Origin of the sequence: Cytobacillus sp. BC1816, assembly GCF_051353635.1 — a bacterium.
Classification (GTDB): Bacteria; Bacillota; Bacilli; order Bacillales; family Cytobacillaceae; genus Cytobacillus; species Cytobacillus oceanisediminis_C.
The window spans coordinates 2,809,438-2,833,830 of sequence record NZ_CP195611.1 but is presented as its reverse complement, the minus strand read 5'-3'; the positions used below and the strand labels follow the sequence as shown (position 1 = coordinate 2,833,830).

Here is a 24,393-nt window from a genome sequence, read left to right as displayed (position 1 = left end):
TGATCTCTTGAGTGAAACTGATACGTTATTAGAAGTGAAGGATTTGAAAACTCACTTTTTTACAGAGGACGGTGTAATTCCCTCGGTAAATGGAGTTTCTTTTACCGTAAAGAAAGGGGAAACGATTGGCATAGTAGGTGAATCTGGGTGCGGGAAAAGTGTCACTTCACTGTCAATTCTTCAATTGGTAAGTAAGCCAGGAAGAATTGTAGGAGGACAAATATTATTAAATGGAACTGACTTAATGAAAAATTCAAATAAACAAATGAGGAAGATCAGAGGAAATAAAATTTCGATGATTTTTCAAGAACCACTGACATCCCTAAACCCAGTCTTTACGATTGGCAGTCAAATATCAGAATCAATTAGACTTCACCAAAAGATTGATAGAAGAAAAGCGAAAGAACTGGCAATTGATATGCTCTCAAAGGTGGGTATATCAAATGGAGATAATTTGTACAACTCTTTTCCTCATCAATTGAGTGGGGGAATGAGACAGAGGGTAATGATTGCAATGGCTTTATCCTGCAGACCTCAATTATTGATTGCTGATGAACCTACAACTGCTTTAGATGTTACGATTCAGGCACAAATACTTAAACTCATGAAAAATCTAAGGGAAGAATATAATACCTCTATCATAATGATCACTCATGATTTAGGAGTAGTGGCAGAAATGGCAGATCGTGTGATTGTTATGTACGCTGGACAAATTGTAGAACAAAACAATGTATTTGAACTTTTCAAGCATCCAAAACACCCATATACCCAGGGACTTTTGAACAGTACCCCAAAAATTCATCAGTTAAAGGACCAATTAGAATCAATAGAAGGGAACGTTCCCACTCCATCCAACTTGCCAAAAGGCTGCAAATTCCATCCTAGATGTCCGTTTTCAATGGAAAAGTGCAGTCAGCAAGAACCCCCTTTACTTCAAGTGGATTCAGAATCTTTAGTAAGATGCTGGATTCATGAAGGTAAAGAGGTGATAGGACTATGAATAGCATACTAGATGAAAATAGTGTTAATCAGGAGAGCTTATTAAAAATCGAAGGGCTGAAAAAGTATTATGAAACTTCTTCTGATTTTTTTGGCAGAAAAAAGAATTACGTAAAGGCTGTTGATGATATTAGCCTATATGTCAATAAGGGCGAGACATTAGGCATAGTTGGGGAATCAGGCTGCGGCAAATCTACAACCGGCACTACTATCTTAAGAATGCAGGAGCCCACAGACGGAAAAATTTATTTTGAGGGAACAGAATTAACATCGCTGAATCACAATGAGATGAAAAAAATTAGAAAAGACATACAAATGGTCTTTCAAGATCCATATTCATCATTAAATCCAAGAATGAGAGTCTTTGATATTATCGCTGAGCCCCTAAGAACCCATAAAGCTGCTAAAGGGAAAGAGCTTGAAAACATTATATTTGACCTTATGGAAACTGTAGGCCTAGATCGCTCCTTCTCCAAGAGGTATCCACATGAATTTAGTGGAGGACAGCGGCAGCGTATCGGCATTGCCAGAGCCCTTGCTCTAAAACCAAAATTAATTATTTGCGATGAGCCGGTATCTGCACTTGACGTTTCAATTCAGGCGCAAATATTAAATTTGCTAATAGATTTACAGAGGAAATTCAATCTAACGTACGTTTTTATTGCGCATGGAATTCCTGCTGTTAAATATATTAGCGACCGAATTGCGGTCATGTATATGGGTGAAATTGTGGAAATGGCTTTAAAAGAAGATTTATTTAATGAGACCATGCATCCATATACAAAAGGATTAATTTCTGCTGTTCCGGTACCAGATCCAACTTTAAGGGACAGAAAGGACAAATATTATATTCATGGTGACGATCTTCCAAAACAGGCGGAGGATGCAACAGGATGCAAATTTTACTCAAGATGTCCATTCAAGCAGCAAGTATGTAAAGTCGAAAGACCCAAATTAAAACAAGTAAAACATGATCATTTTGTTTCCTGTCATTTTCCATTACAGTAAAAAATTTTTACTAGAAAGGAATGTTTAATCTATGAAAATAGCAGTCATAGGCTCAGGAATTGCAGGTTCAAGTGCAGCCTATCACCTCTCAAGAGAAGGTGCAGAGGTAGTCATTATTGATAAGGCACATCAGGGGCAGGCAACGGCAGCAGGCGCAGGAATCATTTGCCCGTGGATTTCCAGAGTAAATCACAAAGACTGGTACACCATTGCAAAACGAGGCGCTCTTTACTATCCATCTTTAATAGCGAACCTTAAACAAGATGGAGAAGAGGATTTTGGATATAGAATGGTAGGAGCTCTGGCAGTCAGCAGCAGTTCTGATGAGCTGGATGCGATCGAGCAAAGTGTTCGGCAAAAAAGAGCTGAAACCCCTGAGGTTGGGGAGATTACGAGATTATCAGCAGTGGAAGCCCGGGAACTTTATCCTCCGCTCCGCGAGGATCTGCAGGCTGTCCATGTTACAGGTGGAGCCAGGCTGGATGGAAGGCTGTTAAGAGACGCTATGCTAAATGGTGCAAAAAAACATGGTGCAGCAATAATTGAAGGTGAAGGTGACCTTGTATTTCAAAATAATAAGGTTACAGGAGTAAAAGTGAACGGGGAGGTCATTGCGGCCGATGCAGTTATCGTTACAGCCGGTGCCTGGGCTAAAGACTTACTTGCCCCGTTAGGCATTGATCTGAAAATCGAGCCGCAGCGCGGGCAAATTGCCCATCTGGAAATCGACAGTATGGACACCTCCAGTTGGCCGGTTGTACTTCCGCAAAGCTCTCACTATCTAGTGGCTTTCGACCATTCCAAAGTAGTAGTTGGAGCTACCAGGGAAACGGGCTCCGGGTTTGACTATAGACTAACGGCGGCAGGTGTGAAAGAAGTGCTGGATGAGGCATTAGCGGTGGCACCTGGATTAGCTGAAAGCACGCTAAAAGAAGTAAGGATTGGCTTCCGTCCGGCTGGACCTGATATTTTGCCGCTGATGGGTACGGTTCCTGCTGCAGAGGGGCTGGTTATCGCAACAGGATTAGGAGCATCAGGGCTTACGATGGGACCTTACGTGGGTACATTGGCTGCAGATCTTGCTTTGAAAAGAGAGATGGAAATAGATCTATCACCTTATGATCCATTAAGAAAAGGCTTGGAAGCAGAAATAAAATGAAACTAAGAGTTAGGTAAAAAGGAGCTGCCATACTGTTTTAATGGCAGCTTAATTGTTTTTCCTACTCCTTCAATCGATCCGGCAATCCCTGAATGGAAGACACCACAACATCAAGTTTCGCTTCGATCCGGTTCAGCAGAAAAAACGTGACAACGATTGGGAAGCCGAGTTCGCTGATCAATGTAACCATCTGTTCCATACCAGTTGCTCCTTTCTCATGAATTACCTTTACCTGCATTAAAAATGGCCGGGTTTCAAAGAATCCGGCCACTGCACCTTACATTAATTCATAATCAGTTACATTACGCTCAACCAGCCGGACACTATCCGCTGTAATCAAGTCACCGCCATTGCCGATAAAAGCATTGGCAGCAATGATTTGTTCCATAGCTGCTTTCACAGCTTCAGGATCAATCGGCTCGATGGGGTTATCGACGGATAATTTCGTTGGCTTGCCCAGTTCGGACAAAAAAGTCATCTCTAATGATTTAGCCATTTTAATTCCCTCCTTAAAATTTTAGTTTTTTAATAGAATGAATTAGCCCAGGATTTCGAAGCTGTCATTTCTATTCATTTCAGCCAGTGGATAGCTGCATAGTCCAGAGATCGCTTGTCCCACTGAGAAAAGCTGGTCTGCTGTTGCCGATTGCTTTACGCGACTGTAGGTTTTGGACTTGTGGATTGGTTTGCCCTGCGTATTAAGGCCTGTTTCAAACACTAAACGAAGTTTGGAATCAGTGATAATTGCTTGCGCCATCTTTGTTCACCCCCTTTCATGCTCTATATACGAATTATGGGGAGATAAGGACAGGGTAAAATTGATTAATCTTCCAAAAAGCGATTATTTTCCATTATATTTTTCAGCTTCTCACGGGCACCATGCCGCCAGTTTTTGACTGCTGACAGGCTGACTTGTTCTTTTTCAGCTATTTCCTTGACAGACATCTGATCACATAATGTATACTGCAGCCATTTCATTTGATTGGCAGTTAATAGCCCGCATCTTGTTAGCAGCTCGTGTGTATGATCTGTGGCGGGGAATGGGGAGGGGCCTTCAATAAGTTCCCAGAATTCATCTTTCGGATAGAAATATTGTTGGCTTTGTTTATTCTGTCTTGTTAATTCGTTCATGATTTTCCCTTTTACCATACTGTAAGAATAGGAAAAAAAAGTCCCTTTTTCAGCGTCATGATTTTTCCACGCCTGCCAAAGTGAAATTAATCCCAGCTGGTAAAATTCCTCCTTGTTGTTAAAGATGTTCAGGCTATGCATGATTTTATGGATCATTGGATCATATTGGGCTGCTAACTGTTCAAAACTCTCCATGAATATTATCCCTTCAAGGAAAGCGCGCTCTCTATGTATTCCCGGGTAGCTCAAACATAGCGTGTAAAAAATATTTTGGCGAATCAAGAAAAAGTCCCAGTTCAGTGAGTTAACCCCCCTAAGTCCGGAGTTAAGGGGTCCAAGTCCGGACTTAAGGGGTCTAACTCACGAAAAACGGGTAGTTAGCCTGTTTTTTTATTTTTTGTAAAAAAAATTCATGAAGAAGCCATTATCTTCAGCTAAAAACCCCATTTTAAACAAATCCTCAAAGTACATTTCTTCAAATTTCTTAGTCAAAATTCCATAGAAATAAGCGACAGGATTATTAATGGCGCGGGTTTTCATCTTACCGATCAGCTGCTTAAATGAATGGATGGCCGCTGCCAAAACAGCGTTCAAATTTTGTTCACAATTGTTTTTATATGCTGCAATGGATGCCATTTTCCAAAACTCCTCAATTTGCTTTGCTTTCGGAAAAAAGTATTTTACAGTGCTTGTGAATGATTGTGGTACACGATCACTAGTGTAGGTGTGATCAAGGACGGTATCGTTACGTTTATTAATCTTTTGACTTTTATTAGCTTTAGAAAGATTGATAGTTTTATTAGGGTGGTCCAATTTTTCTTTCTTAGGTGGCTCACTCTTGGGAAAACGATTAAAAACATACAAATTACTGGACTGGGACCCGTTTTTTCTCTCTGTTTCAAGTACAGTGATAATCCCTATCTCTAAAGCTTTGGCAATCATCCTTTTAAAAGTGGATCGGGAAATGCCATTTCCGTTATATTCTTCGTGGATGGCTTTTAAAATGGTGCCAATTTTAGCATTGGAGACTCCAGGAATTTTCGCAGCAAAACGAACCAGCCTCTTTAAACCAGCTAGTTCACCTTTTGAGAACTTTTCCTTATGCAGCGAAAGCCACATCTCCACATGCGCATTAAACTCCTGAAGATTCTTAAATTGGGAATATCCTTCAAATTGCTCAATTCTGCCTGATTTTAAATTCATACATATGCACCGCCCTTTCACCTCCTAAATACAAATGAAGGGTGGGGGAAGGACAGGGGGTTTTTGGGTACATTGTGACGAAATCGTGAACGGGGGTGTTTTTTGGAACTAGCTGTTGAAGCGTGGCGACAAAGAATAAAGCTTCATAGGCCATAAAAGATTTATGTAGACTGAGTTTCGCAGGTTCAAAGTAAAACGCACGCCATTTGAAATTCATGTCTACAAAAATTCGAAGGTACAAGTAAAAACGGTCGCCAAGCTAAATAATTATGACCTGCCCTAATATCTTGACAATGATAATCATTTTCATTTAAAATAAACTTTATCAATGATAATCATTATCAATCAATTTAGTTTACATCAAAATAATCTAAACTGAGGGAGGGATATAAGTCGATTAAACATCACATTTGCGGCTGGTGCGGTTATATGGCGGATACTGAATCTGATGAAAATAACGAAGCCCAATGCCCTTGCTGCGGTTTGGATCGTATCGAGGCAGCTGATTATGAAATGTAGGAGAGTTGAAAAATGAGTGAACTTTATATCGCAATAGATCATTTTGATCATCAAATCGATTGCTTTTGCCCGGATGCTGATCATGTGAATATACTGCATTTTCAAAAGGGGGATTTAATTGAGGTCACTCCTGAACGTAAATCTACAATGCTGGGATGGTATGCGCTAGTGGTGATTAATGGACAGCAGGCATTTTTCATGGCTATAGAGGATATTGAGAGATATTTCATGAGTGAATGCATATCATCACAGTTAGATATAGACCTGAAAATCAATTATCTGCAATATAAAATTGATCAGGATCTTGAAGCGGGGGACAAGGACTCTTTTGAAGAGAATAGCAGAAAGCTGAGCGAAACCTGCAGACTGAAAGAGGAATTAGAATATTACATAGCCAAAGCCATCTAAAAGGTGTAAACAGGAATAAAGTTAACGTATCTGAGCGTTAGCTTTATTCCTGTTTATTCCATTTATGTATCCCAATATAGAAAATTTCCACGCATGAAATCTGGCCGCCTGTAAAATACCTTTTTCCTTTTGGATGCAAGGATGTGATTCCTTTTACCAAACCTTTTCACCCTCTCCATATTAGTTACTGGTATTGCAGCAAATTTGCTGTACCGTTTAAAAAAGTGTCAGTCAAATTGTCACAACCCGCCAGTTTTTATGTAGTAGGGACGATGATAAGGATTGGAGGGAATTGCTTGACTTCAAACTCTGAGGTGCCGAAATTAGATCTGATAGATTTAATCAGCGAGCGGCTTAGTCTTATCCCAAAGATGAGGTAGATGAAATAATGAATAATCCATTAGTAATAAGAAGAGAGCCTTTATTTAGATTTTCGCATTATTTTTTTATAAATTACTTACATTACACCTTATTTTAGGGTTTGCTATGGATGGAATTTTTGGTTAATGCTAATTAGTGTTCTAATTAAAAAAGCAATCCTTTTGCTTCAAATCTTCTATTATTTACCCACTAAAAAAGTAAAGAAATACTTCAAATTTTTATATGTATCTATCTATTAATCCTAATGGATTAGGGTAACCCAAATAGAACGTGAAGGTTACAAGTTTACTTTTTGCAACAATTGATAAGACCTTGAAAGACATTTAAAATAATAAGCACAGACCCAATATAGGTCTGTGCTTATTATTTTTTTAAATACCAAAGGAACCCCTTACTACTCTTGCGGTGCAGAAGGAGTTGAAATACTTTGTAATGCCTGTTCTGCCTCATTTGCATATTGGTTCTGTACGGCTAGATCTCCTAGAGCTACCATTCCGACTATTTGTCCATTTTCCACTACAGGCAATCGTCTAATTTGCTGCTGTGCCATTAAATTTGATGCTTGATGAACATCCATATCAGGGGTCCCTTGTACAATTTTCTGTGCAGTCATAACTTGCGAGATTGGTGTTTGAACATTTTCTCCTTGAGCGGTGGTACGAAGTGTTATATCACGATCTGTTACAATGCCAACGATATGCCTGGCGTTATTAACTACAGGGATAGCTCCGATATTATATTGGCTCATTAATGCCGCAGCTTCCTGTACCGTCTGTGTTTCGTTAACTGTAACAACATTTGATGTCATGATATCTTTTAATTGTGCCATAGTAATACCTCCAAATTTTTTTGTTCTTTAGATAGGATGTGGAAAATTGGTGATATTATTTATGATTATTTATCCTATTTTTTTATAAGGCAGCCACTTTCCTATTTTGATTAAAAGAATCACTTGGTATAGTTCTTTCACTGGTAGTTTTACCAATGCTGTTAATAACAAATTTAGAAAAAATCTTGCTTGTCTTTATACTTACTGAGGATCAAAAAGTAAATAGATATTTTTCTATAGGCAGCATTTTTGTTATTTAAATAATCAGAATACAAAAGGCTATGGAGGTACAAGTTGAGTTTAAAAAATGATATTTAAAAAGACATTATGAAGGACAAGTAGAAGGCACTTGTAATTTAATAACAATAAAAAAAGCCTTCTTTCTATAAGAAGAAAAAAGGCTCTTAATTACAGTATACCTTCATTATTATTTTCAAACTGTAATCGGCAGCTCTAAAATCACAATTTAAAAGGGACCCCAATTCATCCACACGCCGATTACAAGGAAAACTGATCCAAGGATGATCCAAATCATAAGTAATGGAAAAATGAACCGGATCCATTTTATCCATGATACACCTGCAATTGCTAAATTCGCCATCAATATCCCAGATGTAGGTGTAATTACATTTGTAAAACCATCTCCCATTTTGTATGCTTGTACGGCAACTTGTCTAGGAATTTCCATAATATCTGCCAACGGAGTCATAATTGGCATTACTATAACGGCCTGGCCACTTCCAGAAGAAACTAAGATATTAAATAATAGGTTGGCAATAAACATTACCAATGCACCCATAACACTGGTAAAAGGTGTCATAAGATTTGCCATTCCCTGAACAATTGTATCTAAGATCTTCCCATCTTCTAAAACTACTACGATGGAACGAGCCATCCCAATAATCATTGCTCCATACACTAATCCCTTAGCACCCTTAAAGAATTCTAATACAAGTTTGTTTGGTGTTATCTTTGCAATGATTGCAGTTCCCACTGCAATTATTAGAAATATTGCAGCCATCTCATTTAGAGACCAATTGTATTGAAAAACCCCAAATACATAGATCCCAATTCCGATTACAAGCCAAAATAACACAAGTTTATGTACACCTGTAAGAACAATTTGTTTATTTAACTGATTTTTCTCTTCAATTTTCGGAAAAGGGGTATTTCCTAATACACTTTTTGCAGGATCATTTTTTATTTTATTGGCATAATAAGCAATGTAGGCAATTGTTGTAATTAGTATTGTGATGTATATGATAATTCGATACCCGATGCCAGAAAACAAAGGCAGCTGGGCAATTTGCTGTGCAGTACCTGTTGTTAGCGGGTCAAGGAAAGCGGTATTAAATCCTGCGTAGGCGCCAAGATATATAATTGAGATTCCCACTATAGCATCCATCTTCATTGAACGGGCCAAGATGATACCAATAGGTATAAATGCAATTACAGCATTAACGATAATCCCTAGGGCTCCAAAAATTGAAAAGAGTATACATACGACCGTTATCAGCAGTAATTCTTTATTTTTTGTTTTTTCAATCGTTTTTAAAATCATAGCATCAATTGCACCAGTCGATTCAATGACGGCAAAAGATCCTCCAATAATCAATACTAGGAAAATCAAAGGAGCAGAACTAATCATCCCTTCTTGAATGGCAAGAAATATATCTATGAGACTTGCAGTTGAGGAATCTATCTGTTTATAGCTATCTGGTACGACCATTGTTATACCTTCGACTTCTTCTCTAGAGAATTCACCAGCTGGGATAAGATAAGTCATAACCGCCATAAGGACTAAAATTCCAAATAAAATAACATACGCATCAGGTATACCCCATTTTAACCCCTTCTTTTCTTTAGTTTTCTCCATTGCAAACACCTCCGTTTGAATTTTCTTAATATTCATTGACTTTTATTATGATAAAGCATAAACTTTATTTTAACAACAATAAATTAAATACTTTATTCTGGAGTTGAAACATGTCTTATATTGAAAAAACAAACAAACACTATGATTCGTTAACGAAAGGATTAAAAAAAGTAGCCGAATCATTACTCTCCAATCCGGTTTTATTTGCCACACACCCAGCTAAAAAAGTAGCTTCTTTAATTGATGTCAGCGAGACAATGGTTATCCGCTTTTGTAAAGCTATAGGGTACATTGGCTTTGCAGAATTACAAAAAGATGTTCAATACAGATTGTTAACGATTCAGCCACCAGGTAAAGAAGTTTCACTTAATACATCTGATTCATTTGAAAGTGTAATGAGTATTGATGAAGGCATCATCCATCAGGTTGCTAAAAATATTGACTGGGATATTGCTAGAAATATTGTTGACCAGATTGTTGGTTCTCGTTCAGTAAAAATAGTGGGGTATTACCAATCTTTTGCTTATGCACACTGGTTTTCATACGTTTTAAATAATCTTCTGGATAACACCACTTTATATCGACCTGAAACTGATGTTGGAATCACTAAAGATGGTAAAGAACATACGGTTTTAATTTTTTCCTATTATCGATATGCTTTGGAATCAATTAGATTAGCAAAAGAGGCAAAATCAAATGGGAATAATATTATCGTCATAACTGATTCACAGATTTCACCAATTGTGGAGTATGGAGATCTCGTTTTAACAATTAACACATCTCAAAAGTCTTTATTGGAAAAAGGTCCTGTAACCTTTTCTGTTTTAAACGCACTTCTGCTCCATATAGCCCAAAAGGTTGGAAAGCTTGATTTTGTGAATCCCACAAATCGATACTATATTCAATGAAAGGTGATAAAAATGGTAGCTTATCTAAGAGAAAAGATTTATGAAACATTTGATTATTTACATTCCCACCCAGAACTAAGCTGGAAAGAAACTAGTACGACAGAATATATTAAAAAGCGTTTGGAACAGGCAGGATGTTCAGTCAGAACGTTTGAGGATTGTACAGGAGTAGTAGGGGATTATGGAAACTTCTCAGGAGATGTGCCAATTGTTGCAATTCGTGCAGACATGGATGCCCTCTGGCAAGAGGTAAACGGTGAATTACAGGCTAATCATTCATGCGGACACGATGCCCATATGACTATGGTTTTGGGCGTTCTCTGGCAAATACAAGAGCAAAAGGGTCTTAAAGACAAAGTCGGTGTAAGGTTTATTTTCCAGCCTGCAGAAGAAGTTGGTGCAGGAGCACTAAAACTAGTAGATAAAGGAATCGTTGATAATGTCGATTATCTATATGGGATTCATCTAAGACCAGTCCAAGAAACACCAGATGGCTATGCTACTCCCGCTATTATGCATGGTGCAACAGGTTCTATGGAATTTGAAATCAGAGGAGATGATGCACATGGTGCTCGTCCTCATTTAACTCATAATGCAATTGAAATCGGAAACTCTATTCTAAATTCCTTTAATACAATTCATCTAGATCCAAATGTGGCTCACACAATAAAAGCTACTCGATTTATTTCAGGAGGAAAAAATACTAATATCATCCCTGGCAGTGCTTCTTTGGCTATTGATTTACGTGCACAGACAAATGAAATTATGGAAAAGCTAAGGCAGAGAGTACTCGAAATTTTACAATCCTCCAGTGAACTTTTTAATACAGATATCGTATTGACGAATGATTATGGAATTGCGGCAGCTGAAGTCAGCAATGAAGCATTAGAAATGGCAGAGCAAGCAATTATTAATTGTTTAGGTGAAGAAAAGCTGGCGGCGCCCCTTATTACACCTGGTGGAGATGATTTTCATTTTTATACGATTAAAAAGCCTCATCTAAAAGCAACTATGGTTGGACTAGGATGTGACCTAAAACCTGGCCTTCATCATCCGAATATGACTTTTAATAGAGATTCCTTACTCAATGGAATAAATATTTTATCTGAAATTATCATTCTACATAGTAAAAAGGAGTGTTGATATGAAAGGAATTTATATAAAAGAGGTGGTACTACATCATACTAGGGTATCTTTGAAAGCCCCATTTACTACAAGTTTTGGCACTATCCAATCTAAAGATGTTTGTATCGTTGAAGTAATTGACGAATCTGGTATCTCAGGTTGGGGAGAAACGGTTACCAGCAATGAACCATATTATAACGAGGAAACAACTTATACCGCAGTTTATATGTTAAAAGATTTCCTTGTTCCTAGAATTCTTCAAAAAAAAATCTCCCATCCTAAAGTAATCCATAACATGCTCTCTTTTGTACGCAGAAACCAAATAGCTAAAGCTGCCCTTGAAACGGCCATGTGGGATGTTTTTGCGAAGAAAAATGGAAATTCATTGTCAGAGGTTCTTGGAGGGATAAAGAAAGAGATAGCCGTTGGAAAAAGCATTGGTATTCAAGAAACACCTGATCAATTAGTTGAAAAGGTAGGGATGTATGTTAAGGAGGGATTTAAAAAAATAAAAGTGAAAATTGCCCCAGGAGCTGACATTGAATATATCGGTGCTGTTCGCAAGAAATATCCCGATGTCCCCCTTATGGCTGATGCTAATTCCGCTTATACCTTAGAGAATATTGAACACCTCAAAAAGTTGGACAAATATAACCTCATGATGATAGAACAGCCTTTGGCCCATGATGATATTATTGATCATGCTATTTTACAGAAAAACATCTCTACACCAATCTGTCTTGATGAAAGTATTCATAGTTATGAAGATGCACGAAAGGCAATTGAACTTGGCAGCTGCAAGATCATAAATATAAAAATCGGCCGTGTTGGAGGGCTCCAGGAATCTATTAGAATCCATGATTTATGTAAAGTACATAATATTCCTGTATGGTGCGGAGGAATGCTAGAGACTGGAATAGCAAGAGCCCATAATATTCATATGACTGCACTATCTAATTTCTCGATGCCTGGAGATACGGCTCCTTCTTCCCATTATTGGAAAGATGATATAGTAAAGCCCGAAATCACAATGGAAAATGGATACATCCAGGTTCCAGAAGAATTGGGAATAGGTTATGAAATTGATCGAGAGAAATTGAAGAAAATATTGACTCATTCCGAAAGAATCTATTCAATTGAATCTACCCACCCAATCCCAGGATAGTTAAAAAAAGATATTTTTTAGAGGAATAATTCATATATCGCTAGGAGTTACAAGGGGTAAAACATCCTTCATAAAATTAGAAGAATTGATTAAACCAAGTCTTTAATAATACAATCGGGTGCTTATGTTCAAAATTAGCTGCTAATCAGGCAGCTTTTTCTTATTCAACAAACGGGGCAGGTTTGTTGAATAAGAGCTTTCTTATAATGAAAGCATTTATAATAATGAGTGTAAATTTAAACTTAAAAATGGAGTGGATAGGGTGTCGGCTTCTATTTTCTAAGGGGGAAGAAAATTAAAAAAGTGGCATTTTTTTATATGGATTTTAATGATAATTGCAACTGTATTAGGTGTGTTCGGACAATCTTTAGCCTATTTTATGGATGAACAAATGGCTAATACATATCCTACGGTATATTATTTAAGAATTTTTAAGGTTATTAGTGTTTTCATTTACTCAGTTAGCCCTTAATTAACATATTTGATTATAAAATTTAAAATATTCATATGAAATTTACTAATATATACATATTGGGCTTTGGAATGCCAGGTACATGTGTATCTATATGGTCACTATTTGTTTGTGCGATGTGGTGGGGTTAGATTATCTAATACTGTATTATTTATATTACTCACAAAACAAATACTTAGTGTTGAATTACGGAGTGATAACTAAAAGTTTGAAAAAAGCTTAGGCTGCTATGCCCTCTTATTCTTCTTTGTTAGTTACGTAACATTGTAAAGGAATTAGAGGATTTGATGGAGAATTCATAGTATTAATCCTTTATTTAGTTAGGCGCAATTATCAAGTGTTTTAGGAGGAAAAGCAGATGGATTTGAAATACCCAATTGGTCAATTTCAATTTGATGGTGAAATTACTAACAATGTTACGAGCATTTGGATAAATGAGATTGAAGATTTACCAAGATTATTACGAGATGCTGTAAGGGACTTAGATAATATAAAGCTAGATACAGCCTATCGTACAGGAGGGTGGACTGTTCGACAAGTAATACATCATCTTGCGGATAGTCATATGAATGCCTATGTTCGCTTTAAATTGGCTCTTACGAAAGAAACCCCTGTAATTAAGCCATATGATGAAACAAGTTGGGCGGAACTATCTGATTATAAATTGTCGATTGATATTTCACTTTCACTTCTCGAAGTATTGCACAAACGCTGGACCTGCCTATTACGTAGTCTAAGTCCAGCTGATATGGAAAAAACATTTATTCACCCTGATTCAGGAGAAGTTTCAATAGGTGAAAATATCGGAATCTACGCTTGGCATGGTAAACATCATCTTGCGCATATTACTTCTTTATGTAATCGTATGGGCTGGTAAGTGTTTAGTTGAATTAATACAATTAAATTACTATAAAATCTGGCTGCCAAAACAGGCGGCTTTTTTCTTTTTGAAATAAAGGGGCAGATTTGACTAATTTTATCATTAAGGAATTTATCCAAGAAGATCTGTATAATCATGATGATAGTATAGAGTCCTTCAATAAGATTCTACACAATATAGGTTCATACTATTTTATTGAAGAATTTGAGGAGAAAAATTGGATGTATTTATCCCAAGATTAATAAATGTAAAATGCAACAAAAGAATTGTCATAAATCAAATTATTTCACTGTTAACAATCTACGAAGCATAAGTTGAGCACCTATGCTTCTTTTGACCTTTTAACTTTCTTCCATTGTGAATACATCTCAAACACTGAAATAAATAAGACGAACCATAAAAACCCATTGTCAAAGGCTATACCAGAAGATGATTGGCCACCTAAAATTGTAAATATCCCCATTAAAATAAGGATATAGATGGTCGAAAAAATTTGCCATTTTAGTATTTCTTTATTGTTTGTGTTTCGGTATTTTTTGAACATCAGACTAAACAAGAAAAGTCCTAAAACAAGTGCAATAAGAACAACTTTTGGAATTGCGTTAGCAAGTGGAATGTTAGGGAAATAGTCATAAACAAATAAGAGGGTAAAAGCCAAAATAACAATAAAATCTAATGGTTTTAGAAATTTAATAAGACTACCCCCTTTTTCTAAATTATACCATATCCCTAATGGTATTCATTTAATAAAAAGCAGCAAAGTTTACGAAAATAGCCTTATTAAAAGATCCCTGGAAACAATTTTTGACGAGAAAAATACATTTGATAAAAGAGCGTTGCGTTGATCTTTATAAGAAAGATTGGAGCTATTTTATATTAAATTCCCTTTAAACTAACGGGGCAGGTTTGTTGAAGAAGGTGAAAGAAAAAAAGCAGCGAATTAATTAAGTATTCTATTAATGCGAGGTCAGGATATGTTACCACCAAAACATATTGTTTCAGCAGCAACTATTGTACTTAATGAGCAAAAAGAGATTTTATTAATTAAAGGTCCTCGTAGAGGATGGGAAATGCCTGGGGGACAGGTTGAAGAAGGAGAATCATTAAAGGACGCTGCAATCAGGGAAACAAAAGAAGAAACTGGTATAGATATTGAAGTTTTAAAATTTTGTGGAGTATATCAAAATGTAAGTGATTCTATATGTAACACATTGTTTTTGGGAAAACCAATCGGAGGAGAACTGACAACATCTCCAGAGAGTTTAGAGGTAGGATTCTTTCCAGTTAAAAAAGCCTTGGAAATGGTCACTTGGAAAAATTTTAGGCAAAGAATTGAGTTTAGTTTAAACGAAAAACTTCATCCTTTTTATATCGAATTTTGATTTAAGATACATTTAGCTAACGGGTGCTTATGTTCAAGATTAGCTGCCAAACCAGGCGGCTTTTTGTTTAATTAAAGGGGCAGGTTAGTTCACAAGTAGTATGATATCATGGAATAAATTAACTGTTTTCATGCAATTTTATGGAAGAACATAAATGAAAATATTTGCACTTAGTGATGTAGAACCGCATTTTTTTAGTTTGCTTTGTTCGTAACGCTCTTTTTCTGTGTCTATGATTATATAGTTTCAATAATCTCAACCTCTCGGAAACAAAATACACTGCTCCAAAAACCCTAAGAAATGCAAAAAACACCAACTATTTTTCTCGATATAATACAGTTAATGGAGTACAAAACAAGGAATAGATTCTGGTACTTACATCTAAGTCCCGTCTGATAATGGTAGTTTTTATATATGAGGTGTCAGTATGATAAATAGAAATCAGCGGATTATTTTATATATTTTTATTGCATTATTTTTGGGTATTTCATGGATAGGAATTTATAAAGAAGTTGGGAATGAAATGCAAAACAGTTATGCATTTTATACGATGATTGTTCCTTGTTTTTCAATTCTTACAGGATTATTTACACTATTAATCGGGAGAAGAATAAATTATTCGGTATCAATAAGTTGGGTAGTCATGACATTGGCGAATATTTTTTTGATTTTCATTGGAATGATAAATTTTAAAAGTGATTTGAGCTATGACACGTTTTTTCTTTTCTGGATTTTAGGTAGTTGGGTTTTACTTACTTTAATTGGAATTGTCAGTGTTAAAGGAGGAAATAAGGAAAACTTAATGCGGAGCATTTACATTACAACAGGCATAGGTTTCATCAGTTTTTATTCACTTTCTTATTTAAATGAAAGACTAACGTCATTAAGTTATATTCATTTTCTAGAAAATATATCAGGTGTTACTATGTTCATTTTCATCTCTTATGCAAAAGTTGTCTTTTTTGCTCTACTAATTATTATAGTTCTTTTTGATGTATATAAAGATGATTTATTAAAAGTTGATTAATCATTGATTTTGAAGGGGTGAGAAAAATCAGTGGGAAACGGTAATAAAAATATTAATCAAAAGCAAGGTAAAGTTCAAAGCATATATAGAATGATAAAAAATCAAAATACAAAAAAGAGTGATGATAATAAATTCGGGGCATTTGGGGTAGTAATTGTTATTATATGGATTATTCTTCTTTCTTTAAATGCAATCTTTGATATATAGATTCGCTACATTCCTAAAAAGGAAAAGAGCTATGAAAATGAGTCCTTGAAGTAATTAAAGCCCCTCTCGGATGAGAAGGGCTTTTGATTTCTTATAAAACTAAAGGGGCAGGTTAGTTTAATAAGAATTACAGAGCTGCAAATTTAGTCTTAGATAAAAAAAATCAGCCCGAATAAGGGCTGATTTATTGTAATATCATAAAGTTAATTCAAACTGACGGGAATATAGGTTGGAATAAACTCCATCGCTTTCAAGTAAAGAATTGTGAGTACCTTGTTCCACAATACCATCCTCAGTTAAGACAATGATCCTTTGAGCATTACGGATAGTTGAAAGGCGATGGGCAATAACAATAGTTGTACGCCCTTTCGCCAGCTTTTCGAGTGATTCCTTGATAATGCTTTCACTCTCGTTATCTAATGAACTAGTTGCCTCATCTAATATGAGAATAGGCGGATTCTTAAGAAATACACGGGCTATACTTACTCTCTGTTTTTGCCCTCCAGAAAGTCTAACTCCTCGTTGACCAATAATGGTGTGGTATCCGTTTGGCAAGTTCATGATAAAATCGTGAGCGTTTGCATCCTTAGCTGCATTTATTATTTCCTCATCGCTGGCTGATGAATTTCCGTAACGAATATTTTCCAATATTGTTCCCCCAAATAGGTAAACATCCTGCTGTACAATTCCTATAGCTTTTCTTAAAGACTGAAGGTCAATAGAGCGGACGTTTTTCCCATCCAGTAATACCTCGCCATTTGTTACTTCATAAAAGCGGGGTATTAGCGAGCAAAATGTTGTTTTTCCAGCACCTGATGGACCAACTAAGGCTATATATTCTCCGGTTCGGATATGAAGAGACAAATTTTCCAAGACATAGCCAGAATTATCTTCATAACGGAAGAAAACATTATTGAACTCTATTTCACCCAGTACTTCTTCCATAGGCAGAGGCACGGCATTCGGTTGGTTTTCGATTGAAGGCTTAAGGTTCATAATTTCCATAAATCGCTGGAAGCCAGTGATTCCTTCCTGAAATTGAGTACTCATATGAGTCAGTTTTTGAATTGGCTCAATCATATAGTTGATATAGAGTAAAAATGTGATTAAATCGGCCAAATCAAATGAGTTGTTTACAATACTGGCACTCCCGATAATAATTACTGTGATTGTAATCAGCTGGATAATTGTTTGAACACTATTGTAAAACTTGGCTTCGACGTTGTAAAACTCTTTTCTGCTCTCAAGGAAACGATTGTTTTCCCGGCTGAACTTCTCAATTTCATAGTGCTCGTTGCCAAATGATTTTACTGCTCGGATTCCTGATAGACTATCCTCTACCTGTGCGTTTACGTCTCCAATCCTTTCTTTGTTTCTTCTTAATGCCTTGTTTTCAATCTTATTAAAATATAAGGAAAGGGCACCTAACAAAGGAAGAAAACAGAAAGCAACAATTGTTAATTGGGAGTTAATAAAGAATAAAATAACAAAGGCTCCAATAAAACGGACTAGGTATTTGAGATAGTCTTCCGGGCCATGATGATACAACTCGGAAAGCAGCAGCAGATCATTAGTAATCCTTGACATAAGTTGACCTGTTTTTTCTTTATCGAAAAAACTGAAGGAAAGCTTTTGCATATGAGCGAACAGTTCATTACGCATATCACTTTCCATTCGAGCCCCAACTTCATGTCCTTTGAAGTCCAAAAAATAGTTTGCTATATTTTGGATTGCTACTAAAACAAGCATTAGCGCGCCAATCCAATAAACTTTAGGTAAGGCGATCGATAAATCTCCTTCCAAAACATTTTTCGTTATATACCTAACAAGTAGCGGAAGTACCAAAGTCACACCTGAGACAATTACTGCACAGGCCAATACTGTTAGATACAACTTTACATATGGTCTGTAATACGAGAGAAATTTTTTCATTGGAAAATCCATAAGTTACCCCTTTTTGTGTTATTTAAATAAACACATATTAGGGGGTACACCGTAAACAATTAAGAGAGTGTTACACCCCAATATGTTTCAACGGATGTGTTAATCATTTTTCGCATGGAAAATTCCTCCTTGACAATTGATATATCAATTATATGTGAGTACTCCAATAAAGTACAGAATATTTAATTAATTGTCATTGCTAATAAAAATAAATGTTTTATGGTTTTGTATTTATACTAACGGCTCAATGATCTGGAAGTAATAATGTACTTATTGCTAAACTTTTTGGTATGCTAAAGGGCGCGTTGTTCCCAGAAGGATTAACGCTTGAGTTCGGTCTGGACTCCAACTTCGACGCTGCGACCGTGGCCTGCCTCGAACCGCTTGAGTAATCCGCCGAGGAGCTATCCGCTTCTTCCGCGGTGACCTCCAAGCAGACTGAAATTGCGATGAAAGTGGTAACATGCAGCTTCCTTGACGTTTTCTTTTTATGAGTCGGAAACACACTTCGGGGTCTAAAAAACTAACGAAGATAGTAAATATCGAGGATGCCGTATATGAATCTAGCTCATTCTAATCTGAAGTAATCTTTCATTTAGAAGAAAACTATATGGAGTTTGACCCTCTCCCTTGAGTCATCCTTACTAATTGTATTTGATGGACCAGTTATAAAGACAAAATATTTGCAATATCCACATCGCTTTCCACCAAAAATATTCGATTCAAATATTGTGTTTCTTTACATACTATGTCCTCTAACATGTGTCATGTACAATCAATTCACCTATAAAATGAAACCATTAAAAAATGTTTTAAGCGTGGTCCTTTTTAGCGGCCCTATGACTCTTTTTGAGAATTGGCTAGAAAAAAACACAAAAGGGGGAGGTTTGTTGAATAAGAAATTTTAATAATTTTACAAATATATACCCATTTCAATAAGAAGGCAACAATGGGGACTATTCATATTGAAAAGTAAAACCAGTGAGGTACTTCCTTACTGGTTTTTTTACTTCAAGTTGGAGTGGGAAATTAATTAATTTGGATAGTATAAAGTTTCAGACTAAACGCTTTAACCAATTCCAAAATACCATTTTGGAATCCAACCCACGAGATATCCACGATTGGTACGTTATTGTCCAATAAATCCTCTGGTTCTCTGGCTAATACAAAAGTCACAGAAAGGTAAAGGCTCCTCATTTTTGGACAAAAAAAAACCAAGATTCAAGATTAGTTTTGAATCTCCATATTTTCTACAAAACTTCCTATTAAAATATGTTGGTGTGAATAGATAGAAAAGGGGAGTTTTATGTATTCGTTTTTCAGTCAAATCAGTAACATTTTCACGCAGCCAATTATAAGTTTAGCCCGAAACTTCGAAACGATGCCTATGCTGTTTGCTTTTCTACTTGGAATTGTCGGCGCCATGGCTCCCTGTCAGTTTTCCGGCAATATCGGAGCCATTACTCTTTATGGAAATAAGTCCTTACAAAGAGGTATAGCTTGGACTGAAGTGATTTTCTTTACTTTGGGTAAAATTGCTGTTTTCTCTGGGCTGGGTCTATTGGTTTGGATGTTAGGGAAAGAGTTTCAGAGAGAGCTGGTTCTTTTTTTTCCCTGGTTTCGCAAAATAATCGGACCAATGTTTGTGCTGGTGGGAATATTTATGCTTGGGCATATAAATTTAAAGGGGACGTGGACCATCTTGGAGATTCCCGAAAGGTTTTTTAAAAACGGGAAACTAGGTTCTTTTTTTATGGGGGTCAGTTTTTCCCTTGGGTTTTGTCCAACCATGTTCGTATTATTTTTTCTATCATTAATGCCAATCGTTCTCTCTACTTCCTATGGGGCTGTCCTTCCCAGTCTTTTCGCTGTTGGAACGTCGCTGCCGCTATTTATAGCCATCTTCTTAATTTGGTATTATGGTGCTGGAGGCTCTGTTCTAAAGAAGGGCAGAAAAATTGGTTCGTATGTACAAAAAGGTGCTGGAGCTATTATGGTTCTTATAGGGATGCTCGATACATTGACCTACTGGACGATTTGAAAAATTTTTAATTCGAGGTAACAATATGGAGAAACTAACATTAACTGGCTTATTTTTGTTGACGACTTTTAGTCCAGTAGGAAGGGCATTCGCCCAAAACGGGGTGGAGAGTCAAATAGGGGGACGTGGGCAGTCTTACAGAAGCATCAGTAACTAGGAGGTATTCCTTGATGAACAAAGACACAGTATTAATTGTTGATGACGAATGGAATATGAGGCAGTTGCTGAAAATTCACTTATCTCCCCATTTTCATATCAAACAGGCAGGGAGCGGCAAAGAGGCTCTATCCTGTTTGGAAAGGGAAGAAGTCGATTTAATTATTCTTGATATCATGATGCCCGAAATGAACGGCTGGGAAGTGTGTGAAAAAGTCAGGGCAAGAAGCGAGGTTCCAATCCTTATGTTAACGGCTCGCGGGGATGTAAAGGATAAGGTGCAGGGCTTAAGCATCGGAGCAGATGATTACCTTGTAAAGCCTTACATCCCGGAGGAACTAGTAGCAAGGTCAAAAGCCTTGATCAGGAGATCCTTGCAGTCCTCTTCCGGTAATACGGAGGAAGAAACAATTGAAATATCTGACCTTAAAGTAAATCGGAGTGAAAGACAAATTTTCGTTGATGATTCCGAAGTGGAGGTAACACCAAAGGAGTTTGATTTACTGGAACTTCTTGCGTTAAATCCAAAAACCATCTTCACCCGAGATATGTTACTAGACCAAATATGGGGGATCAACGGAATTCGTGATATTCGTACAATCGACACCCATGTCAAAAACCTTAGGGAAAAAATAAGGAAAAAAGGACTTTCTTTTAATCCGATAAGAACCGTTTGGGGGAGGGGCTATAAGTTTCAGGCTCCGGATGAAAATGAATGAATAGGAATAGCATTGTTGTCAAGATAGGGACTAGCATTTTATTGATTGTATTGGCAGTTCTCCTGCCATTGGGTTTTATAATGAATCAATTATTTACTGGTTTTTATTTTAATAAAACGCAAGAGCGTATTAATGACTTGTCTGACAGATATGCGGCATCTATCTCATCGCTCAAGCAGGAAGAATTCCTCGATATGTTCGAAACATTGGGAGGCTTAACAGGTCAGCAAATCGTGATTGTGGATGACCAGGGTACGGTGATTGCAAATTCTGGTCTTCCTAGCCTGGCTGAAGGGCAAAGGATAGACGAATCAGCTTTTGCGCTTTTAAAGTCAGGTTCCACTGTACAGGAGATGTACGCTGATCAAAAAATAGGGGAACGTTTTCTTAGCGTCGGCAAGCCTATTTTTTCTAACGACCGATTTATTGGCGCAATCTTTGTTCTGGAACCGGTCGAAGACATGTACCAGTCGGTTGATATGGTTGAAAAAGCAATGGTATTAGCGGGAATTGGTGCGCTTTTTCTAGCCATTGGCTTTATCTTTATTGTGTCAAGAAAATTATCCAATCCTCTGTTGGAAATGGAAAAAGCGACCCGAAACATGGCAGAAGGGGACTTACAGATTCGGTTGGATGCTTCAACAAAGGATGAAATTGGATCCCTGGCTGTAGCCATAAATGATCTTGCGGTAGAGCTTGATCGGTTCCGGTCAAACAGGAGAGAGTTTTTCGCCAATATTTCTCATGAGTTACGCACACCCATTACGTATTTAGAGGGATACGCAAATGTGCTTGAAAATGAACTTTACCAAAACGAAGAGGAAAGACAGCAGTATCTTCAGATTATCCAACAAGAGGTACGACGGATGTCCAAACTCGTTGAAGACTTGTTTGAGCTATCAAAGTTGGAAGAAGGACGGCTGGCTCTCGATTGCGAAGAAGTGGATGTAATGGAGGTCGTAGAAAGTGCTGTAGTAAAAACTCGAATGAAAGCCGAGGAAAAGGGGTTGAAATTAGAATTTCACAAAGAGAACGATCTGCCAAGCCTGTATGCAGATGGCTTAAGAATGGAACAAATTCTGATTAATTTAATCGATAATGCCATCCGATACACTGAATTCGGAAAAATTAGAGTCCGTTTAACAAAGGAATCAAATAATATCATGATATCCGTTATTGATAGCGGTATGGGAATCCCCGAAGAGGATCTTCCATTTTTATTTGAACGATTTTATCGTGTGGAAAAATCCAGATCCCGGGAACTGGGCGGAACAGGTCTTGGTCTCGCCATCGTGAAACAGCTGGTTAAGCTTCAAAGAGGGAGGATAGAAGTAACAAGTGAGGTTGGAAAAGGGACTGCCTTCCACCTGACTTTCCCGGTAGAAAAGAGGGATGAAAATGAAGAAGATTGAAGTATTATTATCTGTTCTTTTAATCGTCACTGGACTTGTTTGCTTGACGATGTCCGGAACGATGATGATTAGGCAGGATATAACGGCGTATTTTAAAACATTTCTACAAACCTGTGCCTGGATGGGTGTTCCCATAATTCTGGCAGGGATTGTTTATTTGATCATTGTAAAGAAAAGGGGATAACAAGGTGAAACTAAAAGGAATTTTATTTTCAATTTTTATGTTTTTATACTCAAGTCCAATCGGTGTCTTGGCACATGGGACGGAAGAAGAGCACCAACAGGAAGTGGCATCTAATACGTTTGCTACCAATGGGCTGCTGGTTTCCGCTGCTATTCTTGTTACGGGCATCATTTCGATTTTTGTAATGAATAGGCGGATGAAAACCCTCAATGTTAAAAAACAAAAAGAGAAAGGAAAACGAGACAGCCTGCAAAAGGGAGTTAAAATTGGGCAATGGGTCTCTATTGTGTCTTTGGTTGGGGTCATTTCATTTGGTATTTTTTCTTTTATTAATACGAAAGCGAAGGATATTGAGAACTCGGTAGAATTAATGCATGTTCACGGCTTAGGTATTACGAATGATGGAGAAGAAATCTATGTACCTGCGCATGACGGCTTGAAAGTTTTCGAGGCTGGAGAATGGAGAAGTGCAAAGGGGGACAAGCACGATTATATGGGATTCTCCATGGTTGATGATGGTTTTTACAGCAGTGGACATCCTGAACCTGGTTCTAGCATGAAAAACCCTTTTGGCGTGGTTAAGAGCAACGATATGGGAGAAAACCTGGAGATTCTGGATTTGTACGGAGAAATTGATTTTCATGGAATGTCTGTTGGCTATAATTCTCATACAATATATGTTTTCAACCCTCAAGCTAACTCCCGAATGGATGATGTTGGACTACACTACTCCATGGATGATACGAAAACATGGGTAAAAGCTGAGCTAAAGGGAATTTCAGGCAAGCTTTCAGCGATTGCTGCACATCCAACAGAAGAAAAGACGGTTGCTCTTGGAACAACAGAAGGAGTATTTGTTTCGCATGACGGGGGGCAAACGGTAAATCAAATCTCGAATCTACCTGTTTCTGGACTTGCCTTCTCTCGTCAAGGAGATTTGTTTGCAGGTTTTGCATCAGATAAAATGGCTATATCCAAGATCAATCTTGAGACAAAGGAACAAACAGCATATGAAATTCCATCGTTAGGCGAGGGAAATGCCATCAATTATATAGCCGTAAATCCAAATGATGAAAATAATATTGTGTTTGCCACGGGTCAAAAGGATCTTTATTTGACCATTAATAATGGAGAAGAATGGGAGAAAATTGCGGATAAAGGAACGGGAATTGCAAGCCATTCATTAACAGGAGAAGGTGAACATGAAGACAATGGGGAGTGAGGTTTTTACCGAATAAAAGAAAGGAGAAGAACAATC

Annotated in this window: 25 protein-coding genes; 17 read left to right on the top strand and 8 right to left on the bottom strand. The window is 37.2% G+C overall.

Annotated elements, in window-relative coordinates; all coding sequences use genetic code 11:
- Positions 1–7 precede the first annotated feature (7 nt).
- The 3 genes from ACR42H_RS14520 to ACR42H_RS14510 are packed head-to-tail and all read left to right on the top strand — an operon-like array spanning position 8 to position 3,166.
- The gene (locus ACR42H_RS14520; RefSeq protein ID WP_436371367.1) at positions 8–1,000 is read left to right on the top strand and encodes an ABC transporter ATP-binding protein; all 993 of its coding nucleotides are present in this window, start codon (positions 8–10) and stop codon (positions 998–1,000) included.
- Entirely contained in the window at positions 997–2,007 is a 1,011-nt protein-coding gene (locus ACR42H_RS14515) for an ABC transporter ATP-binding protein (RefSeq protein WP_436371365.1), read from the top strand. Before ACR42H_RS14520 ends, ACR42H_RS14515 begins: the two co-directional genes overlap by 4 nt.
- A gap of 31 nt (positions 2,008–2,038) precedes the next feature.
- Complete coding sequence (locus ACR42H_RS14510) at positions 2,039–3,166, top strand: NAD(P)/FAD-dependent oxidoreductase (protein ID WP_436371363.1); 1,128 nt, start codon at positions 2,039–2,041, stop codon at positions 3,164–3,166.
- 61 nt (positions 3,167–3,227) lie between these two features.
- Here ACR42H_RS14510 and ACR42H_RS14505 read toward each other — a convergent pair whose 3' ends face one another.
- The 5 genes from ACR42H_RS14505 to ACR42H_RS14485 all read right to left on the bottom strand — a co-directional run bounded on the left by ACR42H_RS14505 (position 3,228) and on the right by ACR42H_RS14485 (position 5,500).
- On the bottom strand, positions 3,228–3,365 hold the full coding sequence (locus tag ACR42H_RS14505) for a YvrJ family protein (RefSeq protein WP_113884848.1): 138 nt from the start codon (positions 3,363–3,365) through the stop codon (positions 3,228–3,230).
- Between the two features lie 78 nt (positions 3,366–3,443).
- Complete coding sequence (locus tag ACR42H_RS14500) at positions 3,444–3,662, bottom strand: DUF2922 domain-containing protein (RefSeq protein WP_113884837.1); 219 nt, start codon at positions 3,660–3,662, stop codon at positions 3,444–3,446.
- A 42-nt stretch (positions 3,663–3,704) separates the two neighbouring features.
- Positions 3,705–3,923: a DUF1659 domain-containing protein gene (locus ACR42H_RS14495; protein ID WP_113884838.1), complete on the bottom strand. Its 219-nt coding sequence runs from the start codon at positions 3,921–3,923 to the stop codon at positions 3,705–3,707.
- A gap of 65 nt (positions 3,924–3,988) precedes the next feature.
- Positions 3,989–4,492, bottom strand: a complete 504-nt coding sequence (locus tag ACR42H_RS14490; protein ID WP_436371361.1) for a sigma-70 family RNA polymerase sigma factor — start codon at positions 4,490–4,492, stop codon at positions 3,989–3,991.
- A 195-nt stretch (positions 4,493–4,687) separates the two neighbouring features.
- Complete coding sequence (locus ACR42H_RS14485) at positions 4,688–5,500, bottom strand: hypothetical protein (protein WP_436371359.1); 813 nt, start codon at positions 5,498–5,500, stop codon at positions 4,688–4,690.
- A gap of 531 nt (positions 5,501–6,031) precedes the next feature.
- Here ACR42H_RS14485 and ACR42H_RS14480 point away from each other — a divergent pair.
- Positions 6,032–6,427 (top strand): hypothetical protein, encoded by a 396-nt coding sequence (locus ACR42H_RS14480; protein ID WP_113884841.1) that lies wholly within the window; start codon positions 6,032–6,034, stop codon positions 6,425–6,427.
- Between the two features lie 775 nt (positions 6,428–7,202).
- Here ACR42H_RS14480 and ACR42H_RS14475 read toward each other — a convergent pair.
- Together ACR42H_RS14475 and ACR42H_RS14470 are read right to left on the bottom strand one after the other, a co-directional pair.
- Positions 7,203–7,637 (bottom strand): CBS domain-containing protein, encoded by a 435-nt coding sequence (locus ACR42H_RS14475; protein ID WP_113884842.1) that lies wholly within the window; start codon positions 7,635–7,637, stop codon positions 7,203–7,205.
- Positions 7,638–8,103: 466 nt separating this feature from the next.
- Positions 8,104–9,513 carry a YfcC family protein gene (locus ACR42H_RS14470; protein ID WP_436371356.1) on the bottom strand — a complete coding sequence of 470 codons (1,410 nt, stop codon included), beginning with the start codon at positions 9,511–9,513 and terminating at the stop codon, positions 8,104–8,106.
- Positions 9,514–9,623: 110 nt separating this feature from the next.
- Here ACR42H_RS14470 and ACR42H_RS14465 point away from each other — a divergent pair, with 110 nt between their 5' ends.
- From ACR42H_RS14465 to ACR42H_RS14435, 7 genes are all read left to right on the top strand, one after another.
- Complete coding sequence (locus tag ACR42H_RS14465; RefSeq protein WP_436371354.1) at positions 9,624–10,421, top strand: MurR/RpiR family transcriptional regulator; 798 nt, start codon at positions 9,624–9,626, stop codon at positions 10,419–10,421.
- 12 nt (positions 10,422–10,433) lie between these two features.
- Positions 10,434–11,564, top strand: coding sequence for a M20 peptidase aminoacylase family protein (locus ACR42H_RS14460; RefSeq protein ID WP_113885889.1), 1,131 nt, complete (start codon positions 10,434–10,436; stop codon positions 11,562–11,564).
- A gap of 1 nt (position 11,565) precedes the next feature.
- Positions 11,566–12,711 carry an o-succinylbenzoate synthase gene (menC, locus tag ACR42H_RS14455; protein ID WP_436371352.1) on the top strand — a complete coding sequence of 382 codons (1,146 nt, stop codon included), beginning with the start codon at positions 11,566–11,568 and terminating at the stop codon, positions 12,709–12,711.
- 830 nt (positions 12,712–13,541) lie between these two features.
- Positions 13,542–14,060 carry a YfiT family bacillithiol transferase gene (locus ACR42H_RS14450; protein ID WP_436371350.1) on the top strand — a complete coding sequence of 173 codons (519 nt, stop codon included), beginning with the start codon at positions 13,542–13,544 and terminating at the stop codon, positions 14,058–14,060.
- A 977-nt stretch (positions 14,061–15,037) separates the two neighbouring features.
- Positions 15,038–15,445 carry an NUDIX hydrolase gene (locus ACR42H_RS14445; protein WP_134177292.1) on the top strand — a complete coding sequence of 136 codons (408 nt, stop codon included), beginning with the start codon at positions 15,038–15,040 and terminating at the stop codon, positions 15,443–15,445.
- A gap of 427 nt (positions 15,446–15,872) precedes the next feature.
- The gene (locus tag ACR42H_RS14440; RefSeq protein WP_436371348.1) at positions 15,873–16,472 is read left to right on the top strand and encodes a hypothetical protein; all 600 of its coding nucleotides are present in this window, start codon (positions 15,873–15,875) and stop codon (positions 16,470–16,472) included.
- Between the two features lie 30 nt (positions 16,473–16,502).
- The gene (locus ACR42H_RS14435) at positions 16,503–16,679 is read left to right on the top strand and encodes a hypothetical protein (protein ID WP_436371346.1); all 177 of its coding nucleotides are present in this window, start codon (positions 16,503–16,505) and stop codon (positions 16,677–16,679) included.
- Between the two features lie 195 nt (positions 16,680–16,874).
- Here the strand turns inward: ACR42H_RS14435 and ACR42H_RS14430 are convergent, their stop codons facing one another.
- Positions 16,875–18,623: an ABC transporter ATP-binding protein gene (locus ACR42H_RS14430; RefSeq protein ID WP_436371345.1), complete on the bottom strand. Its 1,749-nt coding sequence runs from the start codon at positions 18,621–18,623 to the stop codon at positions 16,875–16,877.
- A gap of 617 nt (positions 18,624–19,240) precedes the next feature.
- On the opposite strand from ACR42H_RS14430, the gene ACR42H_RS14425 reads away from it, so the two are divergent.
- From ACR42H_RS14425 to ACR42H_RS14400, 6 genes are all read left to right on the top strand, one after another.
- Entirely contained in the window at positions 19,241–19,531 is a 291-nt protein-coding gene (locus ACR42H_RS14425; protein WP_436371343.1) for a CBO0543 family protein, read from the top strand.
- A 398-nt stretch (positions 19,532–19,929) separates the two neighbouring features.
- Positions 19,930–20,664, top strand: a complete 735-nt coding sequence (locus ACR42H_RS14420; protein WP_436371341.1) for an urease accessory protein UreH domain-containing protein — start codon at positions 19,930–19,932, stop codon at positions 20,662–20,664.
- A gap of 170 nt (positions 20,665–20,834) precedes the next feature.
- Positions 20,835–21,539 (top strand): response regulator transcription factor, encoded by a 705-nt coding sequence (locus ACR42H_RS14415; RefSeq protein WP_113885655.1) that lies wholly within the window; start codon positions 20,835–20,837, stop codon positions 21,537–21,539.
- Entirely contained in the window at positions 21,536–22,951 is a 1,416-nt protein-coding gene (locus ACR42H_RS14410; protein ID WP_436371338.1) for a sensor histidine kinase, read from the top strand. The genes ACR42H_RS14415 and ACR42H_RS14410 overlap by 4 nt, the downstream gene beginning before the upstream one ends.
- Positions 22,938–23,135, top strand: a complete 198-nt coding sequence (locus ACR42H_RS14405) for a hypothetical protein (protein ID WP_113885653.1) — start codon at positions 22,938–22,940, stop codon at positions 23,133–23,135. Before ACR42H_RS14410 ends, ACR42H_RS14405 begins: the two co-directional genes overlap by 14 nt.
- 4 nt (positions 23,136–23,139) lie before the next feature.
- On the top strand, positions 23,140–24,357 hold the full coding sequence (locus ACR42H_RS14400; RefSeq protein ID WP_436371336.1) for a F510_1955 family glycosylhydrolase: 1,218 nt from the start codon (positions 23,140–23,142) through the stop codon (positions 24,355–24,357).
- Positions 24,358–24,393 lie beyond the last annotated feature (36 nt).